Origin of the sequence: Corallococcus sp. bb12-1 (assembly GCF_026626765.1) — a bacterium.
Taxonomy (GTDB): Bacteria; Myxococcota; Myxococcia; order Myxococcales; family Myxococcaceae; genus Corallococcus; species Corallococcus terminator.
On sequence record NZ_JAPNJZ010000037.1, the window covers coordinates 67,591 to 85,256 of the forward strand.

13 protein-coding genes are annotated in these 17,666 nt (G+C 69.1%); 7 read left to right on the forward strand and 6 right to left on the reverse strand.

Annotated features, from left to right (window positions below; genetic code table 11):
- The first annotated feature begins 50 nt into the window (after nucleotides 1-50).
- From OV208_RS40780 to OV208_RS40795, 4 genes are all read left to right on the forward strand, one after another.
- Nucleotides 51-581 carry a molybdenum cofactor carrier protein gene (locus tag OV208_RS40780; protein WP_267579382.1) on the forward strand — a complete coding sequence of 177 codons (531 nt, stop codon included), beginning with the start codon at nucleotides 51-53 and terminating at the stop codon, nucleotides 579-581.
- Nucleotides 582-739: 158 nt separating this feature from the next.
- Nucleotides 740-1,141, forward strand: coding sequence for a hypothetical protein (locus OV208_RS40785; RefSeq protein ID WP_267579383.1), 402 nt, complete (start codon nucleotides 740-742; stop codon nucleotides 1,139-1,141).
- A 15-nt stretch (nucleotides 1,142-1,156) separates the two neighbouring features.
- Entirely contained in the window at nucleotides 1,157-5,464 is a 4,308-nt protein-coding gene (locus tag OV208_RS40790; protein WP_267579384.1) for an AAA family ATPase, read from the forward strand.
- A gap of 123 nt (nucleotides 5,465-5,587) precedes the next feature.
- Nucleotides 5,588-6,403 (forward strand): acyl-CoA desaturase, encoded by an 816-nt coding sequence (locus OV208_RS40795; protein ID WP_267579385.1) that lies wholly within the window; start codon nucleotides 5,588-5,590, stop codon nucleotides 6,401-6,403.
- A 4-nt stretch (nucleotides 6,404-6,407) separates the two neighbouring features.
- Here OV208_RS40795 and OV208_RS40800 read toward each other — a convergent pair whose 3' ends face one another.
- From OV208_RS40800 to OV208_RS40810, 3 genes are all read right to left on the reverse strand, one after another.
- Entirely contained in the window at nucleotides 6,408-7,823 is a 1,416-nt protein-coding gene (locus OV208_RS40800) for a B12-binding domain-containing radical SAM protein (RefSeq protein ID WP_267579386.1), read from the reverse strand.
- Between the two features lie 282 nt (nucleotides 7,824-8,105).
- On the reverse strand, nucleotides 8,106-9,131 hold the full coding sequence (locus tag OV208_RS40805) for an inorganic phosphate transporter (protein ID WP_267579387.1): 1,026 nt from the start codon (nucleotides 9,129-9,131) through the stop codon (nucleotides 8,106-8,108).
- A 1-nt stretch (nucleotide 9,132) separates the two neighbouring features.
- On the reverse strand, nucleotides 9,133-9,759 hold the full coding sequence (locus OV208_RS40810) for a DUF47 domain-containing protein (RefSeq protein ID WP_267579388.1): 627 nt from the start codon (nucleotides 9,757-9,759) through the stop codon (nucleotides 9,133-9,135).
- Nucleotides 9,760-10,049: 290 nt separating this feature from the next.
- Here OV208_RS40810 and OV208_RS40815 point away from each other — a divergent pair, with 290 nt between their 5' ends.
- Nucleotides 10,050-10,958: a fatty acid desaturase family protein gene (locus OV208_RS40815; protein WP_267579389.1), complete on the forward strand. Its 909-nt coding sequence runs from the start codon at nucleotides 10,050-10,052 to the stop codon at nucleotides 10,956-10,958.
- 2 nt (nucleotides 10,959-10,960) lie between these two features.
- On the opposite strand, the gene OV208_RS40820 is transcribed toward OV208_RS40815, so the two are convergent.
- Together OV208_RS40820 and OV208_RS40825 are read right to left on the reverse strand one after the other, a co-directional pair.
- Nucleotides 10,961-11,626 (reverse strand): macro domain-containing protein, encoded by a 666-nt coding sequence (locus tag OV208_RS40820; protein WP_267579390.1) that lies wholly within the window; start codon nucleotides 11,624-11,626, stop codon nucleotides 10,961-10,963.
- A 13-nt stretch (nucleotides 11,627-11,639) separates the two neighbouring features.
- The gene (locus OV208_RS40825) at nucleotides 11,640-13,070 is read right to left on the reverse strand and encodes a M28 family metallopeptidase (protein ID WP_267579391.1); all 1,431 of its coding nucleotides are present in this window, start codon (nucleotides 13,068-13,070) and stop codon (nucleotides 11,640-11,642) included.
- A gap of 316 nt (nucleotides 13,071-13,386) precedes the next feature.
- Here OV208_RS40825 and OV208_RS40830 point away from each other — a divergent pair, with 316 nt between their 5' ends.
- Together OV208_RS40830 and OV208_RS40835 are read left to right on the forward strand one after the other, a co-directional pair.
- Complete coding sequence (locus OV208_RS40830; RefSeq protein WP_267579392.1) at nucleotides 13,387-14,202, forward strand: hypothetical protein; 816 nt, start codon at nucleotides 13,387-13,389, stop codon at nucleotides 14,200-14,202.
- Between the two features lie 85 nt (nucleotides 14,203-14,287).
- A complete protein-coding gene (locus OV208_RS40835) occupies nucleotides 14,288-14,953 on the forward strand; it encodes a hypothetical protein (RefSeq protein WP_267579393.1) in 666 nt (221 codons plus the stop codon).
- Between the two features lie 127 nt (nucleotides 14,954-15,080).
- Here the strand turns inward: OV208_RS40835 and OV208_RS40840 are convergent, their stop codons facing one another.
- A complete protein-coding gene (locus OV208_RS40840; protein WP_267579394.1) occupies nucleotides 15,081-17,540 on the reverse strand; it encodes a transglycosylase SLT domain-containing protein in 2,460 nt (819 codons plus the stop codon).
- Nucleotides 17,541-17,666: the final 126 nt, after the last annotated feature.

Below are 17,666 nucleotides of genomic sequence, written 5' to 3' on the forward strand. Positions count from 1 at the left end.
ATGGAACATAGGTCGTAGACGTGTTCCGGATATCCGGGGAGGACGCAGACATGCGCAGACACCGCCGTATCATCGGAGTGTTCGGCTCCGGAACGGAGGCCCATGAGGAGTGGGTCATCCCCCTGGCACGGTGGATCGCCGAGGCGGGCTTCGACCTGCTCACCGGGGCGGGTGGCGGCGTGATGAGCGCGGCGGCGGGGGCCTTCGTCCAGGTGGAGGGGCGGCGGGGGGCGTCCATCGGCATCATCCCCGGCACGGTGGGACCGGAGGGCCTGTACCAGCCCCGGGCCGGCTACCCGAACCCGGACATCGAGCTGCCCATCTACACGCACCTGCCGCTCAGCGGGGAGCAGGGCACGGACCCCATGAGCCGCAACCACATCAACGTGCTGACGCCGCACGCCCTGGTGGCACTGCCGGGGGGCGCGGGCACCGCGGCGGAGGCCGTCCTGGCGCTGCGCTATGGCAAGCCACTCATCCTGCACGGGCCACCCGAGGGCTTCCGGCGCTTCCCGGCGGAGGCCGAACGCACCACCTCCCTGGAGCGGGTGGCGGAATTCATGCTGGCGGCCACCCGGTAGCAGGGGGCCGCCAAACCCCTACAGGAGCGAGCAACCCGCCAACCCCGGACGGGGGGCTGGGGGAAGGCACCCCAAGGGGTGGGAAAAGATTTAGGATGCGAACGTGGGGCAGGGTGTGCCCAGCAAGCGGATGCCCAGCCGTTGCCACGTTCGCCACCATGATCAACCCCGACTATCCGTTGGCCAGCTGGTTTCTCGCGCTCTCCACGTCGCTCTTCCTGGTCGTCTACGCACTGCCGTTGCTGTTCGTCCCGCTCCGCTGGGCGCGCTGGTTCGGGTGGGAGCTGCCCACGGGGAACAACGACCTGACGGTCTACTTCGCGAGGTGCCTGGGCGGCCTCGCGCTGTCCGTCATCATCGCGGTGGTGCAGTTCATCCCGGATCCGAAGAGCCACCTGGTCATCTTCGAGCTCATCGGCCTCATTGGATTCCTGATGACGGCCGTGCACGTGTGGGGCGCGATAAAGAAGCAGCAGCCCTGGACGGAGACGGCGGAGATTCCCCTCTACGGAGCGGTGTGCGTGGCGGCCCTGTGGCTTCGCTACGCCTCGCTGTCCTGAGTCCAAGGCCCCGGGATGCCCTCCGAGCAGCACATCGATCCAGTCGTCGCGGCGCTGGCGCCCTACATGCCGGCGGCCATCCTCGCGCGTCTGGCGACCCATGAGGCGGATGCGCTGCCCCGGGTGGAGCCCGTGCGCGGCGCCATCCTGCTGCTGGACATCGCGGGCTTCACGCCCATCGTGGTGGGGCTGAGCGGCGCGGGGCCTCGCGGCATCGACGCGCTCCAGCGGCTGCTCACGAACTACTACACGGAGATGATCGACGTCGTCCGCGACCACGGCGGGGACATCTACCAGTTCGCTGGCGACTCCATCCTCGCGTGCTTCGAGGCCGCGCCCGCGGAAGCGGACGGGGACGTCGTGCAGCGCGCCGCGGTGTGCGCGCTGGGCGTGCAGCGCAGGCTCGCGCGCTTCGCCCGGCTGGAGCTGTTGGGCCAGCGCTTCGGCGTGTCGTCGCGCATCGGCATCGGCTTCGGTGAGTCGAACCGCATCGTGATGGGCGCCTCCGGCCTGTGGATGCACCCGGCGCTCGTGGGCGAGCCCCTGGCGCAGGCGGTGGGCGCGGAGAAGCAGGCCACGGTGTCGGAGGTCGTCCTGAGCCCCCGCGCGTGGAGTTCGCTCCCGGAAGGCGCGCGCAAGGGCGACGCGCGTGCGGGTGGCAACCACCGGCTGGCCCTGGACGCGCCGGTGGAGTCCATCAAGCGGCCCCTGCCCGCGGCGTCGGGAGGCTCGGAGCTGGTAGGGCGGTGCGCGCTGCTGCTGCACCCGGTGCTCTTCACGAAGATCACCACCGCGCACCAGGAGTTCTCCGGAGACTTCCGCGACGTCACCTGCTTCTTCGTGCGCTTCACGCACGCGCCCGCGGATGGGGACGCCACGTCGTTCACGCGCGACCTGAACGCCTACTACGAGTTCGTCCAGCGGGAGAGCGCGCACCACGGCGGCGTGCTGCTGATGACGGACTTCACGGACAAGGGCAACGTGCTCTACGTCCTGTTCGGCGCGCCCACCGCCCAGCAGAACAAGGAAGTGCTGGCGTGCCGGCTGGCCTGCAAGCTGCTCAAGTCGCGTGAGGCCTTCCCCTTCCTCGGGGATTTGCAGATCGGCGTCGCCACCGGCCACGCGTACTGCGGGGACATGGGCTCGCCATGGCGCAAGGGCTACTCGGCGCTGGGCGAGGTCGTGAACATGGCGGCGCGCCTGATGACGCACGGGCGCGGCGGCTCCGTGCACATCTGCGCGAACACGCAGGGCCGGCTCCAGCAGGGCGGCTTCGCCACCGAGTTCGTGGAGGACGCGAAGTTGAAGGGCGTCTCCCGCACGGTGCCGGTGTACCGGCTGTTGGGTGAGACGCGCCGCAGCCTCTTCATCAAGGGGCGGGGCGACATCATCGGCCGCAGGCGTGAGCTGGCCGTGCTGCACGAAGCGCTGGACGCGTCGCTCAAGGGCCGGGGCAAGGTGTGCGTGGTGTCCGGCGAAGCGGGCATCGGCAAGTCGCGCCTGGGCGCGCGCGTGCTGGAGGACGCGGAGGAGAACGGCGCCGGAGCGCTGTACGGCATCTGCTACTCCTACGAGATGTTCACCCCCTTCTTCCCCTGGAAGGAGGTGCTGCTCCAGGCGTTCGGGCTGCATGACTCGGACGACCTCGCGACGCAGATGGAGCGGCTGTCGGAGGGGCTGGACGGCCTGGTGGACGTGGGGCCGGAGTGGATCCCCGTGGTCGCGGGCATCCTCGGCATCGCGCTGGAGGAGACGCCCGACACGGCGTCCATGGACGCGCGGCGCAAGCAGCAGAAGGTGTTCCAGATCGTCCACCAGCTCCTGGAGAAGCTCAGCCTCGCGCAGCCGCTGCTGCTCTTCTTCGAGGACCTGCACTGGGCGGACAACATCTCCCTGGATCTGCTCCAGTACCTCGCGGTGCGCCTGGGCTCGCACCGCATCATGGTGCTGGCGACGATGCGTCCGGGCGATCAACTCCGGGGGCTGCGCGAGCTGCCGGAGTTCTGCCCCGTGGAGCTGTCCAGCCTGGACGACGACGACACGCGCGAGATGCTGCGCGCGCACCTGCGCCTGTCGCCGCCGGACCTCGCGCTGGAGGAGCGGCTGCTCGCGAAGGTGCAGGGCAACCCGTTCTTCATCGAATCCATCGTGGACGGCCTGGCGGAGCAGGGCTACCTGGGGCTGGCGGAGCCGGGCTCCACGCGGAGGGAGCTGAAGCGCGGCCTCCAGGACCTGCTGCTGCCGGACTCCATCCAGGACGTGGTGCTGTCGCGCATCGACCTGCTGTCGGAGACGGAGAAGCTGGTGGTGAAGGTGGCGTCCGTCATCGGGCGCGTCTTCACGCTGGATGCGGTGTCGGCGCTGGTGCCGGGTTCGCTCGTGAGCTCGAAGGTGCGCGAGGCCGTGGACACGCTGACGCGCCTGGGCCTCATCCTGCTGGAGACGGAGGAGCCCTACACCTGCCTCTTCAAGCACATCGTCATCCGCGACGTGGCCTACAACACGCTGCTGGTGTCGGCGCGCGAGGATCTGCACCGCAAGCTGGCGCGCTACCTGGAAGCGCGCGCGAACGACAACCTCGTCGGCTCCGCGGGTCTCCTGGCGTTCCACTTCCTCGCGGGCAACGTGGAGGACAAGGGCCTGGAGTACACGCTGATGGCGGCCCGCAGCGCGCGCGCCCAGTACGCCAACGACGACGCGCTCTACCACTACAACCGGGGCCTGGAGCTCTTGGGCACCGTCGTGCCGTTGGACCCGGAGGCGATGCTGCTCAAGACGCGCCGGGTGATGCAGGAGCTGGCGGAGACGCTGCTCCAGGCGGGCAACTACGCCGCCGCCATCATCATGTTCGAGCAGTGCCTGGTGGACGAGGAGGAGGTCCCCCAGCAGGCGGAGCTGCACCTGGGCCTGGGCCGCGCGCACCAGGAGAAGGGCGAGTCCAGCCGCGCCACGCACCACCTGGAGCAGTCGCTCATCCTCCGGGGGCGCAGCCTGCCGCGCAACCTGCCCGCGCTGGGCCTGCGCACGTTGGGCAACCTGCTGCTGCGCGGGCTGGCCACGCTGCTGCCCTTCATCCTCCGGCCCATTCCGGCGGCGCGCCTGCCGCAGTACCTCCAGCAGCTGAGCACGCTCAACTCGCTCATCCGCATCTACTACTTCGCGGACATCACCAAGCTCACCTGGGCGACGCTGGTGTCCACCAACATGGCGGAGCGCTCGCGCAGCGACTACGCCATGAGCATGGCCAGCGGCTACTACGCCACGCTGCTGTTCGGCGCGGGGCTGCTCAAGCGCTCGCGGCACCATGGCGAGCGGGCGCTGGAGTACGCGCGGCGCTCGAAGGACCCCGTGGCGGAGGGGCTCGCGCTCAGCCGCCTGGGCATCCAGGCCTTCTTCGCCAACGAGCTGAAGCGCTCGCGCGACTTCCAGGAGCAGGCCGTCTCCACGTTGCGCGTGGTGGGCGAGCGCTGGGAGCGCCAGACGTCCCTGATGATGCAGGCGACGGGTGAGTTCCTCTGCTCGCGCTTCAAGACGGCCGAAGAGCTCTACGAGCAGATGAAGACCATTGGCGTGGAGCTCAACGCGCTGATGCACCAGGGCTGGGCGCACTCCTGGGCGCCCATGTGCCGCTACCTGCTGGGCGAAGGCGACGTGGGCGAATTGTGCGCGGAGATGGAGCAGGGCCTGCGCATCAGCGAAGAGGTCGCGGACCTGGCCAACCAGTGCGCGAGCCTCAACCACCTGGCCAACGTCACCGTGCGCGAGCACCAGGTGGAGGAGGCGGCGTTCGTGGCGGTGCGCTGCTTCAAGAGCATCTGGAGCTATCAGGTGCTGGTGCCCTTCCTCCAGGTGGGGCTGGTGGACGCGGCGGAGGCGGCCCTGTTCGCGCTGGAGGAGGGCGCCACGGTGGTGCCGCGCAAGAAGCTGCTGCGCATCGTGCGGCTTGCCTGCATCAAGGCGCGGATGATTTCGAAGCTGTACCCGTACCTGAAGGGCCCGGCGCTGCGCGTGACGGCGCGCTCCCTGCGCCTGCGCAAGGGACCGAAGGCCGCGGAGCCGGTGTTCCTGGAGGCCATCGCCATCCTGGAGGCAAGCCCCAACCGCTGGGAGACGGGCGTGGCCTACTTCGACGCGGCGGTGGCGCTGCCGCACCGCCGGGACGCCTTCCTGGCCCGCGCGAAGGAGATCTTCGTGGAGGTGGGGGCGCTCGCGGAGCTGCGCCGCATCGACCGGCTCCAGGCCTCCGCGCAGGCGCTGCTGCCGGGCGCCACCTCGCGCCCCCCGCTCCGCGACGCGGTACGCCGAGACCTGAGCGTGATGTGAGCGAAGGCCTCCCGCACCTCGGGTGAGGCATAAGGCGGACCGTCAGTCAGCGCGGCAGGGGCGCTTGTACCGTCAGGCCCGGCTCCTACACTGGCCCCTTCCTCCTTGAACCTACACCGGGCCATGACTTCCGTTCCTCTCCGCTTCCAGGCCAGTCCCGTCATCGTTGGATACATGCTCGTGGTGCATGCCCTGGCCGCGCTGGCATTCTTGTTGCCCTGGCCCCCCTACGCGCTGCCGGTGGGGCTGGCGGTGTACGTGAGCGTCGGGCTGGGCACGACGGTGGGGCTGCACCGCCTGCTGTGTCACCGCGCCTTCGTCTGTCCTCGCTGGGTGGAGTACGCGCTGGTGACGGTGGCCATGCTGACGGCGCAGGGCAGTCCGCTGCTCTGGGCCGCGACGCACCGGCTGCACCACGCGAAGGCGGACGCGGAAGGGGACGTGCACTCGCCCCAGCGCGGCTTCTGGTACGCGCACATGGGGTGGATCCTCAACGAGGACTCCACCGACGACGACGGCTGGCGCTCGTGGTGCCGCGACATGGCGGGGGACCGGTACTACCACTGGCTCCTGCGCTACCGCATCGGGCCGCAGGTGCTGGCGGTGCTCTTCGTGGGGCTGACGTTCGGCTGGCGCACGGTGCCCGCGTACTTCTTCCTGCCGGTGGTGTGCTGGATGCAGAGCACCTACGCGGTGAACTCGGTGTGCCACGCGAAGTTCGGCTTCCGCGCCCACGACACGCGCGACAAGAGCCGCAACGTGTGGTGGGTGAGCGTGCTGGCGCTGGGTGAAGGCTGGCACAACAACCACCACGCCTTCCCCGCGTCCGCGCGACACGGCTGGGTGTGGTGGCAGTGGGACCCGGGCTGGCTCTTCATCCGGGCCCTCCAGTCGCTGGGGCTCGCGTGGGACGTGCGGCTGCCGTCCCGTTTGCGCTGAAGTCTCAGGTCACGAGCTGGGGCTTCAGTCCCAGCCGGGCCATCTCCCGCACGTCCCAGTCCTCGATGGCGTCCAGGCCCGCGATGTAGCGGCGCGCCGTGTTCTTCACCGGGTTGCGGATGCTGACGATCTCCGGGCCGGAGAAGAGGATGGTCTGCTTGTAGCGGGGCATGTCGCTCATCATCAGCTTGGACGCGTAGTGCTTCGCGATGTTGGGCAGGCTGCCCAGCGTGCGGCACAGCCGCAGGAAGTGCTCCACCACCTCCGACGCGTGCAGTTGCTTGGGCCGGTGGCACAGCGTGTAGCCGTCGTAGTCGCGGCTGGTGGTGCCGGGCAGCAGGCGGTCCTCGGCCTGCAGTTCGCGGAAGAAGGGCGTCTCCGGGTACGGGCACACGATGCCCAGGAAGGTGACGGAGAAGTACTTCAGGTCCGCCAGGTACTCCGGCAGCCGGTGCAGGTATTCGTTGGTGTCGCCGTCCGAGCCGACGATGAGCCCGAAGGACAAGAGGATGCCGGCGGAGAAGACGCGGCGGATGACAGCGTCTACTTCCGACAGCTTGTTCTGGCCCTTGTTCATCGCCTTGATGGAGTCCGGGTTGAGCGACTCCAGGCCGGTGTAGACGTAGCGGCAGCCCGCCTTCGCCATCAGCCTCACCAGCGACTCATCCTTGAGCACGTTGAAGGTGAGCGCGCAGCCCCACGTCTTCTTCAGCGGGATGAGCGCTTCGCACAGCTCGCGCAGGTACTTGGGCGAGCCGCCCAGGTTGTTGTCCAGGAAGATGAACGCGTCGTCCATCATCCCCATGAAGTTCGGGTTCCAGCGCATGCGCGTCTGGATTTCATCGATGACCGCGGGGATGGGCCGGAAGCGGTAGCGCTCGTTGCCGGTGAGGACGCAGAAGTTGCAGGAGAAGGGGCAGCCGCGCGACGCCTCGATGCCCGGCAGGCGCACCTTGTTGTGCTCGAAGTTGATGAGCTCGTAGCGGTACGGCCGGATGGCGGACGCGCCCAGGGACGGGCGGCTGTAGCGCGGCTGGAGCTCGCCCTTCTCGAAGTCGGCGACGAGCGCGGGCACGTTTGCCTCGGGCTCGCCGGTGATGATCGCGTCGAAGAACTGGGACGCGTCGTCGGGGAAGTAGCCCGCGTGACGCCCGCCCGCCACCGTCGTCATCCCGCGCTGGCGGAAGAGGGTGGAGAGCACCTTCGTGTGCTCGTAGTACGAGTGCAGGTACGAGAAGAAGACCAGGTCCCAGTGCCGGTCCAACGGGATGTCCGCTTCCTTCTCGTTGAAGATCTCCACCTCCGCGTGCTCCGGGCACAGGCCGGCGATCAGCTCCGGCACGGAGGACTGCATGATGGAAGGCTCCTTGATGCGCAGGCGGGTCGGATGCGTGTACGTGGCGATGATGGCGATTCGCATGCGTGCGTTTTCCGGAAGAAGACACGGAAGGAACGGCACGCGCCCGTTCACGAACACACCTGCAGGACTGCGTCCCCCTCCGTGTCCGAAGAATCACCCGGAGTCCTGGCGGCCGTAAAGGACCTCCCGCGTACACGACGCACTCCGCGTGCTTCCGGTGGCGGCGGACGCCCCCCTCGTTTCAGGAGGCACGACGCAAAAGAAGCGGGCCCCTCGTTCCGGATGTCACCGGACGAGGAGCCCGCCTGGAAGTGAAGCGCCCGTTGGGGCGAAGTCGCGCGCTCAGCCCACCAGCCGGACCACGGCCAGCGTGAGGCCGTAGACGAGGACGGACACGAACGCGGCGGCGGGGATGGTGAACACCCACGCCCAGATGATGCGTCCGGCGGTGCCCCACTTCACCGCGCGCCAGCCGCGCGTGGAACCCACGCCGACGATGGCGCCGGTGATGGTGTGCGTGGTGGAGACGGGGATGCCCAGCTCCGCCAGGGCGATGATGGTGACGCCGCCGCCGGTCTCCGCGCTGAAGCCGCCAATGGGCGCGAGCTTCGTGAGGCTGTGGCCCATGGTGCGGATGATGCGCCAGCCGCCGAAGAAGGTGCCCATGGCGATGGCGGCGTGGCAGGAGATGATCATCCACCAGTCGATGTGGAACGGGCGGTCGCGCCAGATGGTGCCGAAGAGCACCACCGCGATGATGCCCATCACCTTCTGAGCGTCATTGGTGCCGTGGCTGAAGGAGAAGATGGCGGACGACACCAGTTGGAGCCTGCGGAACCAGGTGTCCACGCGCAGGGGCGTCTGCTTGTGCACCGTCCAGGTGCTGATGACCATCATCGTGATGCCCAGGAACATGCCGATGAGCGGCGACAGCACGATGAAGGCCGCGATGCGCGCGATGCCCGAACCCACCAGGCCCTGGAAGCCCAGCACCGGCAGCGTGGCGCCAATCATCCCGCCCGCCAGCGCGTGGGACGACGACGAGGGCAGGCCCCACCACCACGTGAGCAGGTTCCAGGTGATGGCCCCCATGAGCGCGGAGAAGATGACCATCAGCACCGCGCTGGGGCCGGCGGCGCGGAGCATCTCGAAGTTGATGATGCCCTTGCCCATGGTGTTGGCGACATGGACGCCGCCCGCGAACGCGGCCACGAAGTTGAAGAACGCGGCCCAGGCCACGGCGAGGTTCGGCGACAGCACGCGCGTGGAGACGACGGTGGCGATGGAGTTCGCGGCGTCGTGGAAGCCGTTGATGAAGTCGAATACCAGCGCGACGATGACAATGAGGACGACCGCGGCGAGCAGCATTTCAGGAGTGCTCCAGCACGACGCCTTCGATGACGTTCGCGACACCCTGGCACTTGTCGGTGGCGGTCTCGATGAGGTCGTAGATCTCCTTCCACTTGATGATGGTCAGGGTATCCACGCCGCTCTTGAACAGCCGGCTCATGCCGGAGCGCAGCACTTCATCCGCCTGCGACTCCAGGCTCTTGATCTCCTTGCAGCCGGCGAGGATCTGCTCCGGCTTCTTGATGAGGCGCAGGGCCGCGACGACCTCCTGCACCTTCAGGGTGGAGAGCACCAGCAGGCGCGCCAGCTCCGCGGCGTCCGTCCGGGTGGAGTCGATCTCGTAGTACAGCAGGCGAGCGGCGGCCGCGTTCGTCAGGTCCAACACGTCGTCGATGCGCGACAGCAGCGAGTGGATCTGCGTGCGATCAAACGGGGTGATGAACTGCTGGTGCAGCCGGTTGAAGGCCGTGTGCGTGACGTCGTCGCCTCGGTGCTCCACGTCCTTGAGGGCCTGGACGCGCGCGGGCACGTCCCGGTAGTCGCTCAGGAGCTCATGGAGGATCTTGGCGCCTTCGACCGTGCGAGCGCATTGGGCGTCGAAGTCGTCGAAGAACTCATCCGACTTCGGCATCAGCTTTTCGAGCATGGGATTCCCTCGGCGCCTGGAGCGACAGGCGCGGTCCGCCGCGGGAGGTGGTTGCGCGAGGGTGTTGCCCTCCCGTGACGCGGCGTGACTACCCTACTTTCGGAGTTTCGCCAGTGTTCCGTGTAGAACTTCACGGATTCCAGAGGGTTGGGGACGACCGCGCCGGCTTGCCCGGCGGGCGCGCTTCTCCCGGAAGAGGATGACGCAGGGGCCTGTTCCGGATGGGGCTCCACGTCCTACAGTTGGAAAATCGGCAATTCGTCCCTGGTCCCTCTTGTCGCGGAAGGCGCATGACCCTGTTCCGGCACCCTGAAGATCGCATCCCGGTCCTGTTGTTCGCGTGCGTGTTCGCGCTCGATGTGACGGTGTTTCTCACGGCGAAGAGCTGGTGGTTCCCCGTGTTGTGGTTCGGCCTGGGCATCATCCCCAAGGGGTGGATCTGCTCCTGGAACCACCACCACCAGCACCTGACGATGTTCCGGCACGCGATTCCCAACCGCCTCCTGGAGATCATCTTCGCGTTCCAGACGGGCGTGACGTCGCAGGCGTGGTTCCTCCACCACGTCGTGGGCCACCACCGCAACTACCTGGACCAGACGAAGGACGAGTCCCGCTGGAAGCGCGATGACGGCACGACGATGGGGGAGATGGAGTACTCGCTGAAGACGATGCTCACCGCGTACCCGCGCTCGTACGAAGTGGGCCGCAAGCACCACCCGAAGGCGCTGCGCCTGTTCGTGGCGATGGCCGCGCTCCAGGTGGTGTTGCTCGCCGGCCTGTTCTGGGTGAACCCCTACAACGCGCTGTTCGTCTTCCTGCTGCCCATGGTGGCGTCGCTCTTCGTCACGGTGTGGGCGACCTTCTTCCACCACGTGGACCTGAACACGGCGGTGCACGCCGAGGCCTCGTACAACATCCTTCACCGGGGCTACAACCTGATGACGGGCAACCTGGGCTACCACACCGCGCACCACTCACGGCACGGCCTGCACTGGTCCAAGCTGCCGGAGCTGCACGCGCAGCTGGCCCGCGACATCCCCGCGCACCTGTACCGTCAGCCGGGCATCCCGTTCGTCTGGCTCGGCTCCGAAGCGAAGCTCGTGCTGAGCGAGCATGAGGTGGAAGCGCTCGCCGCTTCGACCGCGAAGGCCAAGGCGCCCGCGTCCGCGCCGGCTTCCGGCGAAGAGCTGGCGGCCTAGCTTCACGGCCCGCTGCCGGGCTCGCCCGGCTCGGCTGCCCGCTTGCGCGCCAGGTACTCGCGCACCTCTGCCGGAAGGGCTTCTTCCGGCAGGGCGAAGTGCTGCGTCACCACCTCCAGGATGTTGAGGTACTGGGGCAGCTCGAAGCCGTAGAACACCACCCGCCCGATGCGTGAGTCCTCCCGGGCGGACAGGTGGGTCTTCAGCGTCGTGCACGCCAGTCGCACGGGGTCGTTCACGCCCAACCCGCCGGTGCCCGCGCCCAGCGCCACCATGGCCACGGAGAGCGGCGTGCCGTCGTCCGGGAGCGACTCCAGCGCGTTCCACAGGTTCACGCAGCAGACCTGGATGCGCGCGAGGCTTGGCGCGGAGTTCGCGGACAGCCCGTGGCGGTAGTCCATCACCGCCACGTGCGCGACCGACTTCGCCCTCGGGTGTTCACCCGCATCCGTCACCAGCACCTGTCCCGGATCCATGGGTCCGCGGAAGCGGGCCTGGAGGGCCTCGGTGATGTGCTCCTGGTAGTCGGGGCCACACGCGAGCCGGATGGCCCGGGAGACCCCGGAGCCCAGCTGCACGTTCGTGTTGGAGGCGTTGACCAGCACGCGCTCGGAGCCGTCCGTCAGGCTTCCGAGCGCGACGTCGATTTCCGGGAGGGGCGCGCTCATCCTCCCAGTCTAATCACGGCTTCTTCGGCTCGGCCGGCTCGGTCGTGCGGTTGGCCGCGATGTTGATGACGTTGACCATCAGGTCCTTCACGCGGCGCGGCTTCTCGCCACCGTTGTCCTCGATGATCTTGTCGATGTCGTCATCCTGCCGGTGGTACTCGGGGATGAGGTCGCCGCCGCCGTTGGGGTTGGACAGGCCCTCGAAGAGGAAGAGCACGTCCTCGCCCTTGCGGCCAAAGGACGCGCCGTCCTGGCGGTCGCGGTACACGTTGATGTCGCGGTTGATGCGGTCGAACGGATCCGCCAGTTGCTGGTTCGCCTGGTCCACGACGTCCCGGAAGTAGTTGGGCTGACCCTTGGTGTTGGTGTCCACGACGGACAGGCGCTGATCATCCCAGCGACCCACCATGTCCGTGTTGATGACGCCGGCGATGTTCTTCAGCTCCAGGCCGGGGATGGGGTGGTCCACGAAGTACTGCGAACCCACGAGCCCCTTCTCCTCCGCGCCCGTCCAGATGAACAGGATGGAGCGATCCAGCTCGCCGCGCTTCTGGGCCTCCGCCAGCTCCGGCACCGCCGCCATCAGCACCGCGCTGCCGGACGCGTTGTCGTCCGCGCCGTTGTACGCCTTGCCCTGACGGTCCACGCCCACGTGGTCCAGGTGGGCCATCACCACGATGACCTCGTCCTTGTGCGGGCCGGTGCCGGGCAGCATCGCCATCGTGTTCACGGCCTGTCCCGTCGCCGTGGCCACCTGCCGCAATTCCTCCACGCTGCGCTGCGTCCCGGAACGGGCCGGCACCAGTGCCTGCCCGGAGGCCTTCATCGTGGACTCGTACTGGCGGTTGAGCAGCGCCAGCGTGTCCTTGGGCATCTTGTCGTCCAGGTAGAAGCCCTCTTCGAACGTCTTGTGCCCGAACTCCTTGTGCGCCCCGTGCGCCGCGCCGTGCGCCGCGCCCTCCGCCTGCGCGCCCGCGAAGGAGAAGACGTTGAACTTCTGCTGGAAGGGGTTCTCCGGGTTGTTCGAGTTCGGGCCCACGAGGCCGTACTTCTTCACGTGCTCCTGCACGTAGGCGGACGCCAGGTCCAGGCCTTCCGAAGGGCTGTTGCGGCCCTTGAGTTCATCGGAGGCCAGGTACTCGAGGTACTTCATCGGATCCGAGTCCGAGGAGACGGGCGGCTCGGTGGGCTTGGACGGGTCCGTCGGAGGCAGCGGCGCCGGGGTGGTGGGCGCGGGGGTGGTGGGCGCCGGCAGCGACAGCACCGGAGGCGGCGCGGGCAGGCGGGGCAGGGTGGAGCCGGGACGCGCACCGGACGACTCGAAGCCGTCCTTGAAGGAGATGGGGCGGTTCTTGGCCTGCGTCTGCGGGCCCCGGGCGTCCTGCGTGGACAGCCGCGAGACGGACGCGAGGGGGCGGGGGCTGTCGGGAATCTTCGTGGCCATGGTGGGGGAGTCCAGGGGAGGAACCGCGCTCCCCAGATTATCCGACCGAGCCGGTCATAAGTTGTGCGCCGCGGCATCTTCCCGCGCCGTCGCGGCCCATTCCTTGAATCCAGGTTTCAGGTTCGCGTCAGCCTGCTGCCCGCGCCGTCACCCCGTGTGACCCGCCTTGCTACAAATCCGCTGTTTCATGTGACGCCCGGTGCTACTCCTGGTTTCTCATTTCATGAAACACACGAGTGAAGACAGACATTCTCGGGGTGTTGGCGCAAGCGGTGCAGGGGTGGGCGGTGCAGTCCACCCCACGACGAGGTAGTGCATGCACCTGAAGATGACGGGCACCCTGCTGGCTTCCATGCTGCTGAGCATGGCGGGCTGCGCTGGCGGCGCCGACGACACCCAGACCTCCGGTTCGCTGAACGCTCAGGAGTCCGCTGCGGAGTCCCAGTGCATCAAGCAGTTCGAAGGCATCAAGAGCTGCGCGCTGGGCAGGGCGAAGCTTGCGTCCGGGAAGGAGGGCCTGTTGGTCTCCGGTCTCGCGACGAAGGCGGACGGTGTCGCCAGCACCTTCACGAAGGCGGTGAAGTGGGAGCAGCGCAGCGCGGTGAGCCTGGGCGCGAACGGCGGCCTGCAACTGGCCGCGCGTGACGGGGATCAGGTGGTCAGCACGCTGAAGATCACCCCGGGTCGCGAGGCGAACACGGCCATCATGACGCCCACGTTCACGGGCTCGCCGGGCGGTTCGCGCTACTCGATGAACGTCTATCTGGGCGGCGTGCTCCAGGGCTCTTCTCCCCAGCCGGCCGGCATGCAGATCGTCTTCACCAACTGGCGGGACTTCCTCCGCTGGGCGGAAATGCACCAGCACTTCCTGAACGACTACGACATCGACGGCCTGTCGAAGCGCGCGGCGTCGGACGTGGGCGCGTGCGTGTGGCGCGTGGGCGCGGTGAAGAACACCTTCACGGTGGACGTGAATGGCAAGCCCGTCGTCGGTGACGAGGTGGAGTTCGTGGAGACCATCGCGGATGGCGCCTACCCGTACCGTCACTTCACGGGCATCGACGTGAACGCGGTGGCCAGCGAGCTGATCATCCGTTCCGAGTCCATCACGCAGCCCGAAGGCGCGAAGTAGCACCTCCCGCCACACCCCTCCAGGCGCCGGACGGGACGTTCATTCCGTCCGGTGTCGAGGGGACGCCGTGGTAGCCTCGGGGGCCATGGGAAACATCGGTCCTGTCGGCAGCCGGGGCGTCACCCGCCCTGTTTCCAATCCAGCGGAGGACGTGGCGGAGGCCCGCCCCGCGGCGTCCGTCCCCCCCGCGTCCGCATCCGTCCCGACGGATCAGCAGGTGGCGCTCCAGCAGGACGGCTTCGAGCCGCCCGGAGCTCCTCCGCCGGTGGACCTCACGGGCACGGAAGGCCCTCGGCCCCTGGGACAGCGTGAGCGGGCCCTGGAGGTGACGCGGCAGAGTCCTCCGGGCTCCGTGGGCGCGGCCATCCGTCCGCTGCTGTCCGGCGCCATGCAGACGCTGGGCGCGGTGGGCTACGGGATGGGCGCCGCGCCGAGCGCCGCGACCCTGGCCGTTCCGGGAATGGCCGCGGCCCAGCCCGGCCTGCTCGAACGCGCCGCGGAGAACGGACGCGCGGGACAGGCCGCGGGCCGCGAGGTCGCCGCCGGCCAGGTGGGCGACTTCTACGAGTCCCAGCGGGAGCTGCTGAACCGGCCCGCGACCATCAGCAACATCATGGAGTTCGCGCAGCGGGAGACGGACTTCTTCCGCCAGCAGCCGCTCAGCGTGAGCGCGCCCGCGTCGGTGATGAGCGCGTCCACGCGGGCCTCGCTGATCATGACCAGCGCGGTCGCGCAGCGGATCATCCCGTAGCTCCGCAAGCGGCTGTCCGGCGTGAGCGCGCCCTCGTGGGTGATGGGCGCGTCCACGCGGACCTCGCCGCGTGGTGGCGCGGACCGCGATGCGAAGGGCCGGGAGGCAGGGCTCCCGGCCGGAAGCCCTACCGCCCCCCGGAGATGGAGGAGGTCGGCGTCGCCACGTTCCTGCCGCTGCCGCCGGTGCCCGTCGCTGGGCTCACCTTCGGCACGCGCGCGGCCTCCAGCGGGACCTTGCGCGCGGGCTGGAAGGTGGTGGGGACCTCATTCGCGTAGAGCAGCTTGTAGGCGCTGTAGCTGCCGAGCACGCGCTTGACGTAGTCGCGGGTCTCCTCGAAGGCGATGTGCTCCACCCACTCGTCCAGCTCCGCCTGGGGCAGGGCGCGGCGCCAGCGCTCCACCGCCGCCGGGCCCGCGTTGTAGGCGGCCACCGCGTAGGCGGGGTTGCCATCGAAGTGCTTGAGGAGCTGGCCCAGGTAGGCGGCGCCCAGGCGGATGTTCTGCCCGGGCTGGAGCAGGGACGCCTCGTCCACGCCGGTCATCTTCAGGGACTCCGCCACCTGCCGCGCCGTCGCGGGCATGAGCTGCGCGAGCCCCAACGCCCCGGTGGAGGAGCGGGCGCGTGGGTTGAAGCGGCTCTCCTCGCGGATGAGTCCCTGCAGGAGGTCCGGATCCACGCGCGCCGAGCGCGAATGGCTCTGGATGAGCGGACGGAACGCGAGCGGCCACGTGGCCTCCCACACCGGCCGCGACGCGGCGCTCAGGGGCCCGGAGGCTTCCTGGCGCAGCGACACGCGCGCCACCTGCCGCGTGGCCCGACCCCGGCCGGTGCGGCGCATCGTCTGGTAGAGCAGCCGCGCGGGCGCTTCCGCGAGGCCGCGCGTGTCCACCGCGAGCAGTTCCTCCACCACGCCCGGCTGGCCCAGGCGCAGCAACTCCACGCCCGCGGCGAAGCGGGCATCCTTCTGGAGCGGGCCGGGAGGCAGGGGCCAGACCTCGTCGGAGCCGGGGACCTGGGTCGGCACGTTCGAGACCGCCTTCGTCACCGCAGGGGCGGCGGAGGCCTCTGACAAGCGGGCGATCCGCTCCGGGGCTTGCTGCGCGAGCCGCGTCCGGGACAGCAGGCCGTACCACGCGGTGGGGCGCTCGGTGGCGATGAGCTCGTAGCGCGACAGCGCCTCCTCCTTCGCCCCGCCGGTCTCCTGGACGCGGGCCTGCCAGTAGCGCGCGCGCCAGAGGGCGTCGTCGGTGCGCGCGGTCTCCGGAAGCTGTTCCACCGCCATCAGCGACGCCAGGCCCTGCTGCGTCTCACCCTTGCGCGAGTGCAGCCAGAAGGCGCGGAACAGGGCCTCGGCGGCGAAGTTGCCGGCGGGGTAACGCTTCGCCAGCGCCTCGTAGTTCTTGAGCGCGTCGTCCGCCTGGCCCAGGCGCTGCTGCGTCCAGGCCTCGAAGAACAGCGCGTCGTCCGCGTAGCCGTGCTCCGGGTAGTCCTTCGCCAGCGTGGCGTACGTCTCCACGGCCGCCTCGGGGTGCACCACCGACTGTGAGTACGCCAGAAGGTAGAGCGCCTGGGGGCGCTGTTCGGGCGACTGGCACTCGCGCGCCACCGGCTCCAGCACCTGGATGGCGCGGCGGTGCTGGCGCTCCTTGCGCAGGGCGCGGCCCAGGGTGAGCTGGGCGCGGCAGGCCAGCTCATCCGGGAGCTCCGTGCGCGGACCCGAACGGGACAGGAGCGTCATGGCCGCCAGGTTCTGGTGCACCTCCACCAGCGCTTCGGCCCGGCGCACCCGCCACTTCATGGGCAGGGGCAGATCCCTCAGCATCGCCCGAGCGCGGTCCGCCGCGGGCGACATTGGCGCGGTGGCCCAGACCTCCAGCAGCGCGCGGTGCTCGGCGTTGTACTGGCCCGCCGCGCGAGCCAGGTCGCAGTACGCCAGCAGGGCCTTCATCCGGAGCGCGTCCGGTCCACGCGCCTGCCGGTTGTCGATGAACTCCTGCAGCGCGGTCAGCGCTTCCGGGATGCGCAGTTGTCGCTTGAGCACGCTCGCCATGGCGAAGCGGGCGTCCGGGTAGAGCGGGGAGTTCGAGGACACGGCGCCGTACTGCTCCGCCGCGCGCAGCGGCTTGCGCAGGCGCTCATGGGACTGCGCGGCCCGCATCAGGCAGTGGTCGCGCAGCGGCGTGTAGTCCTCCGCGAGCGCCGTGAACTCCTCGGCCGCGGTGGTGTAGTCCCGCGCGAGGAACGCGCTCTGGGCCTGGAGGTAGCGGCCGGGAAGGGAAGGGGGCGCTTCGGTCGCGAGCAGGGCCCGCGCGGACTTGTACCGGCCCCGGTCGAACTCCGCCCGCGCGCGGGCCAACAGCCCTTCGGCGAAGTACGAGGTCAGCTTCTCCGGTCCGAACGCCTCCGCCGTCAGCTCGTCCTGCGACGGCTGCGCGCTGGGCGTGTCGAGCAGGGCCTCCAGCTTCTCCTCCGACATCATGTCGCCGGAGTCGTCCTCACCCGGAGCCTGGGCCCATGCGGCGCCCGGCCCGAGCACGCTCGCGCATGCGAACAAGACCACCGCTGTTCCTCGAAGTGCGTCCATGCCAGCCCTCGTTCGTCCGCCAGGGACCCCGATGGATTGGCACTGCCGGTACGGTTGGGACCTGCCCGCCTGTTCGCCCGACAGGCACGCGTTGGCGAGTGGATACGCCGGGAGGAGCCCTCCACG

What these genes read in the sequence shown, in the direction of transcription:
- OV208_RS40780 (WP_267579382.1), top strand. Translation starts at nt 51, where the DNA reads ATGCGCAGACACCGCCGTATCATCGGAGTGTTCGGCTCCGGAACGGAG.
- OV208_RS40785 (WP_267579383.1), top strand. Translation starts at nt 740, where the DNA reads ATGATCAACCCCGACTATCCGTTGGCCAGCTGGTTTCTCGCGCTCTCC.
- OV208_RS40790 (WP_267579384.1), top strand. Translation starts at nt 1,157, where the DNA reads ATGCCCTCCGAGCAGCACATCGATCCAGTCGTCGCGGCGCTGGCGCCC.
- OV208_RS40795 (WP_267579385.1), top strand. Translation starts at nt 5,588, where the DNA reads ATGACTTCCGTTCCTCTCCGCTTCCAGGCCAGTCCCGTCATCGTTGGA.
- OV208_RS40800 (WP_267579386.1), bottom strand. Translation starts at nt 7,823, where the DNA reads ATGCGAATCGCCATCATCGCCACGTACACGCATCCGACCCGCCTGCGC.
- OV208_RS40805 (WP_267579387.1), bottom strand. Translation starts at nt 9,131, where the DNA reads ATGCTGCTCGCCGCGGTCGTCCTCATTGTCATCGTCGCGCTGGTATTC.
- OV208_RS40810 (WP_267579388.1), bottom strand. Translation starts at nt 9,759, where the DNA reads ATGCTCGAAAAGCTGATGCCGAAGTCGGATGAGTTCTTCGACGACTTC.
- OV208_RS40815 (WP_267579389.1), top strand. Translation starts at nt 10,050, where the DNA reads ATGACCCTGTTCCGGCACCCTGAAGATCGCATCCCGGTCCTGTTGTTC.
- OV208_RS40820 (WP_267579390.1), bottom strand. Translation starts at nt 11,626, where the DNA reads ATGAGCGCGCCCCTCCCGGAAATCGACGTCGCGCTCGGAAGCCTGACG.
- OV208_RS40825 (WP_267579391.1), bottom strand. Translation starts at nt 13,070, where the DNA reads ATGGCCACGAAGATTCCCGACAGCCCCCGCCCCCTCGCGTCCGTCTCG.
- OV208_RS40830 (WP_267579392.1), top strand. Translation starts at nt 13,387, where the DNA reads ATGCACCTGAAGATGACGGGCACCCTGCTGGCTTCCATGCTGCTGAGC.
- OV208_RS40835 (WP_267579393.1), top strand. Translation starts at nt 14,288, where the DNA reads ATGGGAAACATCGGTCCTGTCGGCAGCCGGGGCGTCACCCGCCCTGTT.
- OV208_RS40840 (WP_267579394.1), bottom strand. Translation starts at nt 17,540, where the DNA reads ATGGACGCACTTCGAGGAACAGCGGTGGTCTTGTTCGCATGCGCGAGC.